14 protein-coding genes are annotated in these 16,109 nt (G+C 57.9%); 6 read left to right on the top strand and 8 right to left on the bottom strand.

Features of this window, described 5'->3' with window-relative positions; all coding sequences use genetic code 11:
- Positions 1-131: 131 nt before the first annotated feature.
- Together ACR0K4_RS18080 and ACR0K4_RS18075 are read right to left on the bottom strand one after the other, a co-directional pair.
- Positions 132-2,189 (bottom strand): adenylate/guanylate cyclase domain-containing protein, encoded by a 2,058-nt coding sequence (locus ACR0K4_RS18080; protein ID WP_480855090.1) that lies wholly within the window; start codon positions 2,187-2,189, stop codon positions 132-134.
- Between the two features lie 490 nt (positions 2,190-2,679).
- A complete protein-coding gene (locus ACR0K4_RS18075; protein ID WP_480855089.1) occupies positions 2,680-3,450 on the bottom strand; it encodes a transporter substrate-binding domain-containing protein in 771 nt (256 codons plus the stop codon).
- Positions 3,451-3,567: 117 nt separating this feature from the next.
- Between ACR0K4_RS18075 and ACR0K4_RS18070 the strand changes: the two genes are divergently transcribed.
- From ACR0K4_RS18070 to ACR0K4_RS18055, 4 genes are read left to right on the top strand one after another with little or no spacing between them, the layout of a single operon-like run.
- Complete coding sequence (locus ACR0K4_RS18070; protein WP_480855088.1) at positions 3,568-4,308, top strand: amino acid ABC transporter ATP-binding protein; 741 nt, start codon at positions 3,568-3,570, stop codon at positions 4,306-4,308.
- A 9-nt stretch (positions 4,309-4,317) separates the two neighbouring features.
- Positions 4,318-5,076, top strand: coding sequence for an amino acid ABC transporter permease (locus tag ACR0K4_RS18065; protein WP_480855087.1), 759 nt, complete (start codon positions 4,318-4,320; stop codon positions 5,074-5,076).
- Between the two features lie 9 nt (positions 5,077-5,085).
- Positions 5,086-5,421: a carboxymuconolactone decarboxylase family protein gene (locus tag ACR0K4_RS18060; RefSeq protein WP_480855086.1), complete on the top strand. Its 336-nt coding sequence runs from the start codon at positions 5,086-5,088 to the stop codon at positions 5,419-5,421.
- A gap of 5 nt (positions 5,422-5,426) precedes the next feature.
- Positions 5,427-6,476, top strand: coding sequence for an aromatic ring-hydroxylating dioxygenase subunit alpha (locus ACR0K4_RS18055; RefSeq protein ID WP_480855085.1), 1,050 nt, complete (start codon positions 5,427-5,429; stop codon positions 6,474-6,476).
- On the opposite strand, the gene ACR0K4_RS18050 is transcribed toward ACR0K4_RS18055, so the two are convergent.
- Positions 6,477-7,583: a hypothetical protein gene (locus ACR0K4_RS18050; protein ID WP_480855084.1), complete on the bottom strand. Its 1,107-nt coding sequence runs from the start codon at positions 7,581-7,583 to the stop codon at positions 6,477-6,479.
- A gap of 153 nt (positions 7,584-7,736) precedes the next feature.
- Here ACR0K4_RS18050 and ACR0K4_RS18045 point away from each other — a divergent pair, with 153 nt between their 5' ends.
- Positions 7,737-8,318, top strand: a complete 582-nt coding sequence (locus ACR0K4_RS18045; protein WP_480521839.1) for a carboxymuconolactone decarboxylase family protein — start codon at positions 7,737-7,739, stop codon at positions 8,316-8,318.
- Between the two features lie 95 nt (positions 8,319-8,413).
- Here ACR0K4_RS18045 and ACR0K4_RS18040 read toward each other — a convergent pair whose 3' ends face one another.
- The 5 genes from ACR0K4_RS18040 to ACR0K4_RS18020 all read right to left on the bottom strand — a co-directional run bounded on the left by ACR0K4_RS18040 (position 8,414) and on the right by ACR0K4_RS18020 (position 14,442).
- A complete protein-coding gene (locus ACR0K4_RS18040; protein ID WP_480855083.1) occupies positions 8,414-10,834 on the bottom strand; it encodes a GcvT family protein in 2,421 nt (806 codons plus the stop codon).
- A 153-nt stretch (positions 10,835-10,987) separates the two neighbouring features.
- The gene (locus ACR0K4_RS18035; protein WP_480521837.1) at positions 10,988-11,227 is read right to left on the bottom strand and encodes a hypothetical protein; all 240 of its coding nucleotides are present in this window, start codon (positions 11,225-11,227) and stop codon (positions 10,988-10,990) included.
- A gap of 15 nt (positions 11,228-11,242) precedes the next feature.
- A complete protein-coding gene (locus ACR0K4_RS18030) occupies positions 11,243-12,397 on the bottom strand; it encodes an aromatic ring-hydroxylating oxygenase subunit alpha (protein ID WP_480855082.1) in 1,155 nt (384 codons plus the stop codon).
- 109 nt (positions 12,398-12,506) lie between these two features.
- Positions 12,507-13,412 (bottom strand): LysR substrate-binding domain-containing protein, encoded by a 906-nt coding sequence (locus ACR0K4_RS18025; RefSeq protein ID WP_480521835.1) that lies wholly within the window; start codon positions 13,410-13,412, stop codon positions 12,507-12,509.
- Between the two features lie 139 nt (positions 13,413-13,551).
- Entirely contained in the window at positions 13,552-14,442 is an 891-nt protein-coding gene (locus tag ACR0K4_RS18020; RefSeq protein ID WP_480855081.1) for a LysR family transcriptional regulator, read from the bottom strand.
- A gap of 110 nt (positions 14,443-14,552) precedes the next feature.
- Here ACR0K4_RS18020 and ACR0K4_RS18015 point away from each other — a divergent pair, with 110 nt between their 5' ends.
- Positions 14,553-16,103 (top strand): proton-conducting transporter transmembrane domain-containing protein, encoded by a 1,551-nt coding sequence (locus tag ACR0K4_RS18015; protein ID WP_480855080.1) that lies wholly within the window; start codon positions 14,553-14,555, stop codon positions 16,101-16,103.
- Positions 16,104-16,109 lie beyond the last annotated feature (6 nt).

Genomic DNA, 16,109 nt, shown 5'->3' with positions numbered 1-16,109 from the left:
AGCCTTTGGTTAATAAGAAAAGGGAATTCCTATCAGATCGTATGCTCGACACTGAGGTCGTGTAAACAGCGTTCACAGCGGTCGAGAGGAGACTGCAGGTCAGGATAGCTGCGGGGTCTGCAGCTTGTCTGTCACTTTTTGTCGGTGCTGGTTACCGCGCGCCAGTCCTGCGGTGGTGGGCTTGCCAGCAATGCCGCAGCGCGGGCTTTCATCGCCGTCGAGGCCGGATCTCCGCCACGGGCCTGATCTGCGGCGTCAAATGCCGAGAGGGCCTGCTCAAACCGGCCTGCCCGGTAAGCGGCAAGCCCGTCTTCATACATTTTTATCCAAGCGTGCGAGCCATCAAACTGATCCGCCATGGCGATCAGCTCATATACCACAAGTTCTTTGGTGCGGCCAAAGACCGTCAGGGTATCCAGCTCGCGGGCGACAATGGCATCGCCGGCTTCCCAACGGGTCTCCGGGCCGATCAGGATAAGCGTGCCATAATCCTTGTTTGCCCCCTCAAGGCGGCTGGCAACATTCACGACATCCCCGATGGCGGTATAGTTCAGACGTTGTTCGGATCCGATGTTGCCGACGAGAGCCTCGCCGCTGTTCAAACCGATCCTGACATGTAACGGGTTTCCGGCATCGTCCTTGATCCCCGCCTGTTCTACGGCTTCGACCAGATCAAGCGCCGCGCGGCAGGCATTGATGGCGTGGTCGGTATCTTGCCGTGGGGCGCCCCAGAATGCCATCACAGCATCCCCCATGAATTTGTCGATGGTACCGTTATGCTGTGCAATCGCTGCCGAGGCCGCGCTGAAGAACGGCTCCATAAGCTTGACGATGCTGGGGCCCAGCTTTTCAGACAGTCCGGTAAACCCGGTGACATCGCAAAACAGCACTGAAATCTGTTTCATATCACCACCCGGCTGCGTCTTGATACCTTCTGCAACCAGCATCCGAACCAGATCGGTGGGTACGTATTTTCGGAAAGCCGACAGGCCGGCGGCCATGCTGGCGGTGGCGGCGGACAGGTTTGCAAGTTCGGATAACCGAGAGGGCCTGCGCGAGATGCGCTCGACATCAAAGCGCTCGATCTTACTGAGGTCCTCGGCGATGCGCGCCAACGGGTTGGCAACCACTTTGCGGACCAGCCAGATTGCCAGTCCGGTGGCAAAAACAACCACGCCGATCAGAATGTAAAGCAGGTTGATCAGGGTTCTGTCGATCCCTGACAAAAACGCGGCTTCGGGAATGACCGTGGCAACGCGCCAGCCATAGAACCCCAAGGGCGTCAGAGCAACCGCATAGGGGACACCATCGATCACGACCCGGGTTGTCTGGCTTCCGGGCGCGTTGTTGTCCGGGTCGCCCAACAATTGTTCGCCCGAGATCATGGCAACTTCATACAGCTCACCTTCGCCCATACGCGCCGGGGTGATCTCGTCCGCCTCGGCGTCTGGCACGGCAATCACCTTGCCGTCCGCGTCCAGAATATAGGCGGCACCAAATTCTCCGGGATGCAGGGTGGCCAGGAACCGGGACAAGCGATCCGTTTCGATTGCAACGGCCAAAACGCCCTGACGCGTCCGATTGACATCTACCGGACCAGCGAAAGCATAGACGGTCTTGTCGCTGTCCGGCAAATCCCGGGCTTCGATCCATCCCTGAGAGTTCAGACCCATGAAATTCCCAAACCAAGCATGATCGCGCGGGTCGTAGGTCGTTTCTGTGAAATTCCGTTCTTCGAACTGAATGTCGCCGGGAATGAAAATATAGCGATCAGTGCGCAACATGCCGTCGCGAATGTTCTTGTCGATCTCGATCATCTCAAGACCACCATCGCCCAGACGGTGCGACCCGAAGAAATTGCCGTCGGGCCAGCCAAAGAAAATCCACGAGATATTGGGTTGCGCCTGCAATTGCGACAGAAAGACAAACTCGCGCTTGTCGGCCTGACGAGTCGCGATCACGTTCTGAACAAAGATGGTTCGCACCGCTGCCCACGCGGCCTCGGCTGACCTGAGCGTGGCTCCGACCTCGATGCGGACGGTATTGGCGATCTGTGTGTTGATCTCGGCCGCAAGCATACGGCTGTTGTCGCGCGCTGTCGTCCACCACAGCGAATGGACAAGGAACGTCGATACACCGATGGAAAGGGCAACCAGAATCGAGACAGCGACGCCTACGCTAAATCGCATGAATGCTCCGAAAAAATAACAGATGACGCAGTATTGATATGAGAGAACCCGAAGGGCAAAGACTTCTTTGTTAATGCACTGAAAATTCACGCAAGTGTTAAGTGTGTGTTAGCAGCGGGCGGGTCAATGACACAATTCTGTGTAGAAGGCCACGCTCGCTAAAAAGACAGGAACTCGGCAGCAATCCCTTCCGCCTCCACCGTTAGCGGACGGGCCACGCCCCGATCGATGACGATGCGGGATGAGATTCCGCATGCCTATCTGGAAACGCCGCGATGTTTGCCCGGTGATCCGTGGCGGTCGCCCGCATGGGGGCGCAGATCGTATGGGCACCGTTCCGAACCACAGGGCGTGCTGTTCCGTTGAACCAACCGGTAGCATATCGGCGGCCCCTTCGCTGATACGGGCGCCAGCCGCATACCCTGTCTATGATCCAGGCTCATGTTGCGGATCAGGTGACGCCCGGCAGTGCACCGGGCGTCAGGTCAGATCAGAGGCCCCATTTTGCGCGGTTCTCTTCGAAGAACCCTTGCGCCTTTTTCACCTCGATCCAATTGTTCACGTAGTTGATCCAGACCTGATCGTTTTGGGGCAACAGCATTGCGATGGGCGAGGGCGAGCGGGGGCCTGCATTTTTCACGCGCTCAATGGGGAATTTCTCTTCCAGTGTCGATCCCTCGATGTTCGAGGTGATAAACACGTCCGCGCGGCCGGCGATCACTTCCTGAAACCCGCGGGCCGGAGCCTCGACCACTTTGATTTCGGCATTCGGGAACCATTCGCGCACGCGCTTTTCAAACGTGGTGCCCAGCGTGGTTGCAACCGTCACGCCCGGCTGGTTGATCGAATCATAGCCGTCGAACTTGTCGGACTTGTCCTTGGTTGTATAGGGAAACAGCTCGACCGCGATGTAGCTGTCCGAGAAACCCGCAACTTTCATGCGCGGCGGCGAGATCGAGGCTGACCCAGTCAAATGGTATTTGCCCGCCACCACACCATTGACCAGCGTTTTCCAGTCGGTGGGCACATATTCGACCTCGACCCCCAGATCAGCGGCCAGCGCGTTCATGATGTCGATATCATAGCCCTTATAGCTGTTGGTCGCCGGATCGCGCAGCGACATCGGGTTCCAGTCACCGGTTGTGCCCACTTTCAGCACCCCGGAATCCAGAACCTCGTTCAGGGCTGACTGCGCTTGCGCGGCGGTCCCAAGCACTAATCCAAGTGCCGCGGCGGCGGCAGTTTTGAAAAACCGTTTCATGTATTTCTCCCGTTGGTGGCGTTAGGCGATTGCCGCTACATTGTTTCTTGATCTAAGCGTAAAGACAAAGATAACCTCAAGCAAATAATTGACCAGAAAACAAAGGCAGGCCAGCAGATGCAAGACGCCGCGATCGAGCTTGTCGGTGTGAACAAGTGGTTCGACACGTTTCACGTACTCAAAGACATCAATCTGACGGTGAACAGCGGCGAAAAGGTCGTAATATGCGGGCCTTCGGGGTCCGGGAAATCGACCGTGGTACGTTGTATCAACCAGCTTGAGAAACATCAGAAGGGCACGATCCGGGTGGATGGGGTCGAGCTGACGAGTGATCCCAAATCCGTGGCGGCGATCAGTTCCGAGGTCGGGATGGTGTTTCAGCAGTTCAACCTGTTCCCGCATCTGACGGTTCTTGAAAACCTGACGTTGGGCCCAATCAAGGCGCGTGGCCTCAGCCGGAAAGACGCCGAGGAGAAGGCGCGGCACTATCTGGAACGCGTGCATATCCCTGATCAGGCCGACAAGCGGCCCATCCAGCTGTCGGGCGGTCAGCAGCAGCGCGTCGCCATCGCCCGGTCGCTGTGCATGGAGCCTCGGGTGTTGCTGTTTGATGAACCGACCTCGGCGCTGGACCCCGAGATGATTTCCGAGGTTCTGGATGTGATGGTCGAGCTGGCGCAGGACGGGATGACCATGGTTGTCGTCACCCACGAGATGGGATTTGCCCGCAAGGTGGCCGACAAGATGATCTTTATGGATGCAGGCGAGATCGTCGAAGAAGGCCACCCCGAGCATTTCTTCACCAACCCGCAATCCGAGCGATGCCGTAAATTCCTGTCTCAGATTCTGCAGCACTAGGTGGGGCCGATGAAAAAACTTCTTCTGATATCGCCACTTCTTTTGCTGGCCGGGTGTTCGTCTTCGTCGACCTGGGGCTGGTATGTGATCAATCCGACCACTGCCTCGGGCTGGACGAACGTCAAGTTCCTGATCTCAGGCATGGGCGCGACCATCCAGATTTCCCTGATCGCGGCGGTGATGTCGATTGTCATCGGCCTGCTGGTGGCGCTGCCGGGTCTGTCCGATAAACGCGGCTGGCGGCTGGTCAATCGGGTCTATGTCGAATTCATTCGCGCCATTCCCCTGCTGCCGATGCTGTTCTGGGTGTTTTACGGCCTGCCCATCGTGTTCCAGTCGATGGGGATGAACGTGCCCATTGATCCGTTCTGGGGTGCGATCATCACGCTGGCCATCTCCGACAGTGCGTTTACCGCCGAGATCTACCGCGCAGGCATTCAATCCATCGCCCGCGGTCAGCGCGAGGCAGCGCAGACCATCGGGCTGAACTATTTCCAGACAATGCGCTATGTGATCCTGCCGCAGGCGATCCGGCGCATTCTGCCCCCCTTGGCGAACCAGTTCATCTACATCGTCAAGATGAGCGCCTTTGCCAGCGTCATCGGCATGCAGGAACTGACCCGCCGCGCAAACGAGCTGGTGGTGACCGAATACCGCCCATTGGAAATCTACACGCTTTTGATCTTCGAATACCTGATACTGGTCCTGATCATCAGCGCAGGCGTGCGCTGGCTGGAACGTCGCATGGGCGCGGACGAGCGCGGATAAGGAGCAAGCATGGACTGGAAAGACTTCATGGCCGAGACAGAGGCCAATATTGGCAGCTTCTCAAAAGAGGTGCCCGAAACCGTGCGTGGCTTTGGCATCATGGGCAAGGCCGCCAAGACCGAGGGCGCGCTGAGCGAAAAGACCAAGGAATTCATGGCGCTCGGCATTGCCATCGCCACTCGCTGCGACAGCTGCATCGGGTTTCACGTCAAGTCTCTGGTCCGGCTGGGCGCCACACGCGAGGAGATGTGCGAGGCTTTGGCCATGGCGACCTATATGGGCGGCGGGCCGTCTTATGCCTATAGCGCCAAGGCCTTGAAGGCCTATGATGTGTTTTCGGAGTAAACTTCATGCGTCCTGATCTGGCCGGAGCCGAAGGGTTCATCCGAAACAGCTGGTACGTCGCGGGCCGGTCCGAGGATTTTGGCCGCGAACTGAGCGCTGTGCGGATGCTGGACGAAGAGATCGTGATCTATCGCGACACCAAGGGCGCAGCCATCGCGCTGGAGGATGCCTGCCCGCACCGAAAACTGCCTCTGTCACGCGGAACCATCGAAGGTGATCATGTGGTCTGCGGCTATCACGGTCTGACCTTCGGCTGTGGCGGCGAATGCGTCAGCGCGCCGACACAGTTGGACAACCCGCCGCGCCGCGCCGCCGTCCACGCCTATCCCGCCGAGGATCGTTGGGGGTTCCTGTGGCTGTGGATGGGCGATCCGGAACAGGCCAGCATAGAAGACATCATCGACATTCCCAATTTCGACAACCCGGACTGGGGCAAGACCCAGAAGGGCGCGATGGAGATGGCGTGTCACTACCTCTACATCATCGATAATCTGCTGGACCCCAGCCATGTGGCCTGGGTGCATCTGACTTCGTTCGCCGGGGCCGGAACGGACAATCGCCCGCTGGATCTTGAGGAAACCGGGGATGGTGTCATCGTTTCCCGCTGGATCGCGGACGAGCCCGCACCGCCTTATTATGCGCCAATCTTGCCCTTTGGCCCCGCTTGCGATCGCAAGCAGCATTACGAGTGCCGACTGCCGTCGACCGCAATCAATATGTCGGTCTATACACCGGCGGGGGAGGGCGGCGCGGATCGGCCCGTCTCGCCCAACGCCTTCATCAATATCTCATACAACTTCATCACGCCGGTTGATGCCGAAACCTCGCGCTATTTCTGGTTCCAGCATCGAAACATGCACGCGGACGATACGGCGATGTCCCAGCGCATGTTCGAAGGTGCAGTGATGGCGTTCAACGAGGATAAAGAGGTCTTGGAGCACGTCCAGACCGGGATGGCGAGGCGCAAGAGTGGCTATATCAACCTTGCGCTGGACGCAGGCGCGATGCGTTTCCGCTCGCGGGTTTCGCGCAGAATTGCTGAAGAAACGGGATGATCAGGACGCGCTGAGCCTGCCGTTGATGCCCTGACCTACGGCCTGTTCCGGGGCATCGAACAGGGCTTTGACGCAAGGATAATCCTCAAGAATCTGCGCACCACCGGGAATGCGATCAGGATGCAGGACGCCGTTTTCCCAAACGGCAACGCCATCGACGCGAATGGTCGGGTCCAGCACATTCAGTGAAATCTCACCCGGAGCGTAGTGCCCACAGGTGTGGAAATGCAGCAGACGCGGATTGCCGAAGGCGGAGCCGCTCCATCTCTCGAAATTCTGGAAAGCGGGTGCGGTGTAGGCACAGCCTGGATGAATGCCCGCGTGCCAGGAATGCATGGTCAGCGGGTCGAGATCGAACATTTGTCCGACTTTCTCGTAATGCATCTGTGCGCAATGCACGTCCATCGGGTGGCCGGAAAAACCCAGAAGGCGGCTGTTTTCAAACTGTACGGCAAGCGGTTCACGCAGATCGCAGCCATAGGGTTCGTAGAATTTCGAGCCGGTTCCGACCAGAAACCCATCTTGCATCACGGTGCCTGAAAATCCTTGCGCTGGAACAGGGGCGAAGACTGACATGGGGAAGCGGGCGACAAAGACATCAGAGGCGCCACTTTGGGGAAACGCTGCGCCGGGACCACTAAAGTCAGTGCCTAAGGGGCAGGTTACGAGAATATGCGAGGCCTTGGCCAGCAACGCATTTACCGCGTTCTTCAGCGCAACAAAGCCGAAGTAATTCGCCCGTCCAAAGCCCGACGCTAACGCATCCTTGTCCAGCGCATAAGACATGATCGGATGCACATCCGCCAAATCCGCATCGAACCGAATCTGATCCCCCGTCCGCGACAGAAACAACGTTCGGTCGGCAGCTTTCATCGCGGCAATGGTCTGTCCGGACAGGTGTGGCCCCATCGGGTCAAAGGGGATGGTCTGCAAAGTGGCTCGAATCCCCAGTGCCTGTGCGCAGTCCAGTACCGCCTGCACGATTTCGGCGTCGTAATAGGTGTTTTCCGGCGCTTCGCATAGCACCAGCAACCGGTCACCTGCTGTCAGCCCGCCACATCGGATCAGCAGATTCTCCGCGCCGGCACGCAGATCCGAGTTGCGCATAACACTGGCCCCCTAAATAGCAGAATCAGACGAAGATTACACCAGTTTCACATTTCCGTTACTGTCTAAAAACGACCTGACGCAGAAATTTCTGCTGACACTTTCCGCGGCTTTGTTCATATGCTGGCTCGACATCTGACAGGAGGATTGGGCATGAGCGCCTGGATCGAAATGATCTCTGACGAGCAGGCGGATGGCCGTCTGAAAGAACTTCTGGATAACGCCAGAACACCGCATGGAACGGTGGATACAGTGATGCGAGTGCATTCGCTGCGTCCCGAAACGATGAACGGGCATGTGGTTCTGTACCGCTCGGTCCTGCATTCGGACGACAACCGGTTACCGTTCTGGTTTCTGGAGGTGGTGGCGAGCTATACATCAATCCTGAACGACTGCACGTATTCGCTGACGCACCATTTTATGAACGTGCGTAATCTGCTTAAAGACCAACCCCGCAGTGACAGGATATTTGTCGCCCTGAAAGCGCATCGCCCCGAGGATGAATTTGCAGGTAAAGAACTGGCTTTGTTGCGCTACGCTGCCAAACTGACGACGGATGTGGGCAAAATGGTGAAATCGGATTTCGAAGCACTGAAACTGGCAGGCTGCGACGACGGTGAGATTCTGGAGGTCAACCAGGTCTGTGCATATTTCAACTACTCCAACCGTTTGTTGAATGGCCTTGGGGCGACCACAGAAAACGATGTGATTGGATATTACAAAGGCGACGAGTGAACAGCGGTGGACGCCGGACCGGTTCTCTGCGAGTTTGAAATCGACGTGCCAGTTGCAGGCCCGACCAAGTTTGGTAGGTCAGAGTGCTGTATGCGTCATCGCCGTAGTCTGGTGCCTTCTGGGTCAAAGGGTGGTTCGTGCAGGATGGTGGCTTTGTGGGGCTGGCCGAGGACCATGACCTCGACCCTGTCGCCGGGCTGGGCGTTTTTGACGTATCCCAGCGCCAGTGACATGCCGACGGTGTAGCCATAGGTGCCCGAGGTGACGCGGCCGATGCCTTCGCCGTCTTTGAAGATCGGCTCGCCGCCGGTGGCGTCGGCGTTCGAGGCGGTGACGTCGCCCTCGTCCAGATGCAGCAGGACCAGCTGTTCGCGCGCGGGGTTGTCCAGCACCTTCAGCGCGGCCTCTTTGTTCAGGAAATCTTTCTCGAACTTGCACAGACGGTCCAGCCCGACCTCCTGCGGCCAATATTCGGGGCTGAATTCGCGGCTCCACGAGCCATAGCCCTTTTCCACCCGCAGCGACATCAGTGCGCGGCTGCCCACAGGGCCTGCGTCGAAGGCTTTGCCAGCTTCCAGCAACGCCTCATACAGACGCGCCTGATCTTCGGTCTTGCAGTGCAGCTCCCATCCCAGATCGCCGGTGAACGAGACGCGCAGGGCCAGCACTTCGACCCCCGCCAATTCGATCCTGGCTGACCGCATGAACGGGAAATCCTCGGTCGTCAGCGACGTGTTGGTCAGGCGCTGCAGGATCTCGCGCGATTTGGGGCCGGCGACGTTGAAGCCGCACATCGCCTCGGTATGGCTCTCAAAGGTGGTGCTGTCGGGCAGCGGGACCTGCTTGAAGAAGCGCTTGTGATAGCGCTCGGCCATGCCGGAACCGATGATCCAGAACTCATCCTCGGCCACGCGGGTGACGGTGAAGTCCCCGGCAATACCGCCCCGTTTCGAGATCAGCGGCGTCAGGCAGGACCGGCCCACCGCCTTGAGCATGGTGTTGGCGAAGACCGCGTTCAGCCAATCCGCAGCGCCGGGGCCTTTGCAGATGTATTTGGCAAAATTCGAGATATCGATGATGCCCGCCCGGTCGCGCAGCATCTTGCATTCCTCGCCCACAGGCCCCCACCAGTTCTGGCGGGTAAAGCCGTTGGTATCCACCGTGTCGGGCTCATCCGCGAACCACAGCGGGTGTTCCCAGCCGGTGTTCAGGCCGAACACCGCGCCCATGGCTTTCTGTGTCTCATAGATCGGGCGCACACGGGCCGGGCGGCCTGCGCTGCGTTCCTCGTTCGGGAAGTGGATCGCAAAGCGGTGGGCGTATTGATCCTGCACCTTGGCTTTGGTGAACTCTCTCGTGGCCCAGGTGTCGAAGCGCGCCAAGTCCCAGGCGAACATGTCATATTCGGTTTCGCCTTCGATGATCCACTGCGCCGCCATCAGGCCCATGCCGCCCGATTGTGAGAAGCCGGGGATGATGCCGTTGCAGCAGAAGTAACCATCCACCTCGGGAACCGGACCCATCAGAACGTTGGCGTCGGGCGACCAGATCATCGGGCCGTTGATGACGCGCTTGATCCCCGCCTTACCCACGGCGGGCAGACGTTCGATGGCGTTCATCATGTTCTCTTCGATCCGTTCCAGATCATCTGGGAACAGGTCATGGGCGAAGTCCAGCGGCGTGCCTTCTTCAGCCCAGAACTTCATATCTTTCTCATAGGCGCCGACCAGCAGGCCGTTGCCTTCCTGGCGCAGGTAGTACTCACCGTCGCGGTCCGAGACCGAGGGCAAACGCGTGCCGTGCGCCTGAACATCCGACATGGCCTCAGTGACGAAATACTGGTGCTCGGTCGGTTGCAGCGGCAGTTCGATCCCGGCCAGTTTCGCGACCTCACGACCCCACAACCCGGCAGCATTCACCACCCAGGGGGTTTTGATATCGCCCTTCGGCGTGCGCACGATCCAGCTGCCGTCCTCCTGTTGCTCGGTCGCGGTGACGGGGGTAAAGCGGTGGATCTCGGCCCCGCGCTGGCGCGCGCCCACCGCATAGGCGTTGGTCACCCCCGAAGGGTCCACATTGCCGCCATCGGGTTCGAACATCACGCAGCGGATGCCCTCATAATTGACCAGCGGGTTCAGCTTTTTCGCCTCTTCAATGCTGATCTCATAGAAGTTCATGCCATAGAGCTTGGCCTTGGCCGCCTGTAGCCTAAGCTGATGCTCGCGCTCTTCGGTTTGCGCAAGATACAGCGACCCGGGCTGGAACACGCCGCAGCTTTGGCCTGTTTCCTTTTCCAGCGCGTTATACAGGGTCATCGTATAGTGCTGGATGCGGCTGATATTGGTGCTGTCGTGCAAACCGTGGATATTCGCCGCCGCGTGCCAGGTCGAACCGCTTGTCAGCTCGTCCCGCTCCAGCAGGACGACATCCGACCATCCTAGTTTGGCAAGGTGATACAGGATCGAACACCCGATCACCCCGCCGCCGATCACTACCACCTGTGCTTCTGTGCGCATCTTTTGTCCCCGATTTTCGGTCTTCTATCAGACCCTCGACCCCTTTCACTTTAGGCACGCCGGGGATCAAAAATGTTCAGAACGCGTCACAAAACTCGTTGTTTTGACCGCGCCGGATATCATCTGCCCGGATTGTTCCGGGCGCGCATCGGATCAGAAACTCAACCTCTGTGCGCGCCCGCGATCCGCCAGCCGTTGATTCAGTTCATCCGCCTCGGGTGCGCCGGATTCCAACGCATAGACAAACGCCTGGGTCAGGTAGAAACACGCAGCGTCAATGTCCTCAGCCTGTTCTCGGCCATTGGCGGCGATTGTGTAGAGACGCACCAGAGCCGGATGATCTTTTCTGGCATGCGCATCCAGCAGCGCGCGGTCCAACTCTTGGCGTTCCATCTAAATCATGCTCGCTCAGCCAGACCGGCCCTTTTCGACCTGGCTGGCAACCCAATGGTGGAAGTTATGTGTCGGCCCATCCATCACCGGCGAAAAGCGACCGCCATCAAATAGCTCACCATGGCGGCCTTTTTGCATGCCTTCGACAACAAAGACGTCTTCTTCGAACACGATCTTCCACTGTTGCGCATTTAATGCGCGCAAACCGTCAAGCTCGGGGGTCTCGCGCTCGCTTTTGGCGTAATACAGCTCGATATGTTCAATTGTGTTTTCGTGATCGACGGCTTCTAGCACGATGGCAAAGGAGTGGTCGCGTTGTACCCCCAGCAACACGTTCGGGTAGATGGCAATATACTCGGCCCCTTCGTCCCATTTGTTGCTGAGACCATCAAAGTCGGGAAGTCGGTTGCCGCCCTGATCGGTCAACTGGCGATATACCAATGTGCCTTGACCGGAGTAATGGCCGCGGTTTTCGATATTGTAGTGATCTTCCAATCGGGAATAGCTGTTCAGGCCCGGATGAACCCAGGGCAGGTGGTAGCTTTCGCAATAGTTTTCCACTGCCAGTTTCCAGTTGCATTTAACTTCAAGCCGAAGCGAAGACCCTTCGCCGCCATGAAAAACGGGCTTTTCGTGCTCTGCCCAGCGTTCCAGCAATTCGCTGTGGGCGTCCTCGAACTCAGGTGCGGTGCCATCGACATTCACAAAGATCACATCGCGCCAAACATATGAACGGATTTGCAGCAGCCCCAGTGTGCTCATGTCGACATCTGCGTGGGTGTTCTGCCCCGGGCCGCCGACATGCGGTGTTGCGCGCAGGTCTCCGTTCAGGGCGTAGCACCAGCTGTGATACGGGCACCGGATCGCGCCCCGGATTTTTTGAGGTTTGTCCACCAGGATCATCCCGCGATGACGGCACGTATTCTGAAAAACCCGGATGGATCCGTCGTGGTCGCGGACAATCAGTAACGGCTGTCCCAGAAAATCGACGGGCTTGGCATCGCCGACCTCAGGAACATCCTTGCCGAACCCGATCCCCGACCAGTTTGCGTAAATTACCGAACGTTTTTCCTCGGCAAAGATGTCTGGATCGATGTAATGTGCGTTCGGCAGGCCGTTGGCCACGTTCACGTCAGACAGGACGGACGAAAGCAGGGTTTGCTGGTTCATCAGGTGCTCCTGAAATGGACTTGAAGGATGGGTTTCTATGCATAAGCAGGGTAGCGACCCGGACCAGGCCGGTTCAATATCAGAAAACTTCATCAACAGATGATCTGAACTAAACCGACTTGTTGGTGACTTCTGCGATAATCCACTGTTTCAAAGCCCGGGCGCTGTCGGACAATTCATTGTCTGGTCGCCCAACCAGATAAAACTGATTAGGTGCGATCAAATGATGTGACCCGATCGCCACCAGTTTCCCCGACGCCAGCATGGGCCGGATAAGCCTTTGCCAGCCAAGTACTATGCCCACACCCTGCCGTGCCAACTGCAGTGCGACGGAATAGCTGTTGACCCTGCTTTCGACGGGCAGGTCGCCCGCATACCCAAGTTGGTGGAACCAGTTTGCCCAGTTTGTCCAAGTGTGATCTTCACTGTCCATATGGATAAGTCTTTGTCTCGCCAAATCTTGCAGCTCGGTGCCGATCAGTTTTTTAGCCAGTTCAGGGCTGGCTACCGGGATCAGATGATCCCGATACAAGGGCGTGTGATTCAGCGAAGAATCCCGATCCCGCCCATAGCGAATGAAGAAATCAATATCCCGCCTGTCGTGAAAGGGTCGATCCTGAGAAACCTGATTGACGCTCAGATCGGGTCTTTCACGCCAGAACCGGATGATCGTCGGAGAAAGCCACAGAGCGGCTACTGCTGTAGTGGACCCGACTGTGACCTTCGCTGCCGACGCGCGTTCGCGGATGGTGGTCAGAGTTTTTGAGATGCGATCAAACGATGACCACAGTGAGTCATACAGTGCTTTCCCTTCGTCGGTCAGATCAACGCCCCGGTGCTTGCGCTGAAAAAGCGGCGTGCCCAGATCGCCCTCAAGCGCTTTTATCTGGTGACTGACGGCCCCCGGTGTAACCGATAACTCGGACGCAGCATTCTTGAAGCTCAGATGCCGCGCGGCGGCTTCAAAAGCAGAGAGGGTTGTCAGCGGCGGCAGGTTGTAATGGCGTCTCGACATTGAGGTGGTTCTGCTGTGTGGCTACGGTTTAGGTTTCTTCACCTGAATATGAGTTGCTTTGGTGCGGAATACCAACAGTGAATTGCGCAAAATGGCGCGCGACGGCGGCGCTTCGGACCAGAACAACGGGACATTAAGCTCAGGACAGGAAAGCAGACCCGGAATTGTGTTCAATGATCTCTTGGACAAGCGGGTTGGGGAACCGGCGTCGCAGAGTGATTGCATAGAAGGTTTCCTTGATGCGAGGATGCGCATTGGCTTCCTTGAGGCGACCGGAAGTCAACTCGTCGGTGACAACGATCGGAGCCACCAGCGCAAGCCCGATGTCTTCGCGTGCCAGAAGCCGCATCATGGCCATATCGTCCACTTCGGCCGCGACCTGGGGGCTGATTGAAAACCGGCTGGCCAGCGCGTCGAATGCCGTGCGCACGCTGCTGTCCGTCGTCGGCAGAATGAAAGGTTGCCCGGCAAGAAGGTCTTGCAAGGGCTGGTCTTGCTGCAAACGGGCGGGCGTTCCCACAATGCTGACGTCCTGTTCCGCAATGCGATGCGTCTCGTAGGGTGTCAGGCTATCGTCAGGAGGGGGACGGTTCATTAAAACCACGTCGAGGTTCAGTGCCTCAAGCCCCTCGAGCAGTTCGGTCGGACTGCCGGATCGCAGGATCACTTCGACGTCCCGACGAGACAATATCGGCCTCAGAAATCCGATCTGAAAGTTGCGGGACAGTGTCGCCAGCGCGCCCACGCGAAGTGCCTTTCGGTTTTGCACAGTGCCGGACAGCGTTGCAACAAGCTCCTGACCGGTCGAGAAAATCGCGTCGGCATGATCCAGTGCAATGCGCCCGGCTTCGGTCAGATGAAGTTGCCGCCCGCGTCGGTCAAACAGAGCATGGCCCAAGCGCTCTTCCAGTTGCTTGATCTGAACCGACAGCGCGGATTGCGACAGGTTCAGACGCTGCGCCGTGCGCGTCAGGTTTCCATCATGCGCAACGGCCCAGAAATATCTGAGGTGGTGATAGTTCAACGGCATATCGTTCTAATTAATAGAAGGAAAGAGTAAGAACAATGAATTTTTATTACTTCGATTTTCGCCATATCTGCCCGGTTACGCAGATGCCGTGAAACTGAAGGATATCAACCGTGATTTACTTGTTCCTACCTCTTCTTGGTCCACTGATGCTTGTTTTGGCGGCGTGTCTGGCCGCGCGATATCCCGGGATCCGCCCCGGCAAAGTGCTGATGTGGACGGAAGCGGCGGCGCTTTCCGCTCTTGTGGTTGCCGTAGTGTCGACCATCGTTCTGATCGTCCACGGACCGGGTACATCTTCCCTGATCGGGTTTTTCGGCATTGGCTTTTCGGTACGGCTGGATGCCGTGAGCGCGGTGATGCTGACCCTTGTCAGCTTTATCGGTTGGATCGTGCTACGCTTTTCCCGAACCTATATGGATGGCGAAGCTGGTCAGGGCATGTTCACCGGATGGATGTCGGCAACTTTGGCCGCTGTTTTGCTGCTCACCATCTCGGGCAACCTCATTCAGCTTTTTGTAGCCTGGACGTTTGCCAGCATATCCCTGAACCGGTTGCTTCTGTATTATCCCGAACGTGCCACTGCCCTCCGCGCTGCACGAAAGAAAGCCGTTGTCGCGCGGCTGAGCGAGGGTGCTCTTGCGGGCGCGCTGGTTCTGCTGATTGCAGTCTACGGAACGACGGATATCGAAACTGTCTTTGCCTCGGCCACCGCAAACTGGCCGACCATGATTGCGGCGTTTCTGATCGCAGTTTCGGCTGTGCTGGCATCGGCGCAATTCCCGCTGCATGGGTGGCTGACCGAAGTGATGGAGGCCCCAACGCCCGTATCTGCCCTGCTGCATGCGGGCGTCATCAATGCGGGCGGGTTTCTGTTGATCCGGTTTGCGGATGTGATGCTGCTTGCGCCGGGCGTTCTGGCGTTTCTTGTTATGCTTGGAGGGTTCACGGCGCTCTTCGGAGGTCTGGTGATGTTAACTCAGCCGGCCGTGAAAACGTCTCTGGCGTGGTCCACAATTGCGCAGATGGGCTTTATGGTCATGCAATGCGGGTTGGCCCTGTTCCCGCTGGCCCTTCTGCATATCGTGGCACACTCGCTTTACAAGGCGCACGCGTTTCTGAGTGCGGGTGAAGCTGTGCGCAACGTTGCGGCGATCCGGCGGCCCGGCCCAATCGCGGTGCCAAGCGCTCGCAACGTTTTGCTGGCGTTTGCTGTTTCGATCGGAATCTACGGCCTTGTCGGAACCCTTGTCGGCTTTGATGGGAAATCGGTACAGGCGATTGCTTTAGGAGTGATCCTGATCTTTGGTGTTGCTTATTTACTGGCGCAGGGATTTGCCGACGCCGCTCCACGCGCTTTGATGCGACGCACAGTGGTTTATGCGCTAGCGACGTCAGTCAGCTATTTCGCCCTTCAGGTCGTGGCCCAGACGCTCACGGTCGGGGCGTTGCCACCCACACCGGCGCCGGGCCCGCTTGAATGGGCGCTTATCGTTCTGGCGCTTGTCAGTTTTGGGTGTGTTGCCCTCGCGCAGGCGACGTTCCCGCTGTGGGCGTCTCACCCGGCGGCGGTCGGTCTTCGGGTTCACCTGACAAACGGCCTGTATGCCAACGCCATTTTCGACAGGTTTCTGGACGGTTGGTCCAGGCGGTCGACTGTCTGAAAGGAC

It is taken from the genome of Ruegeria sp. K11, from assembly GCF_056531905.1.
Note: the sequence above shows the minus strand (reverse complement) of the source record. Positions and strands in the feature narration are given on the sequence as shown.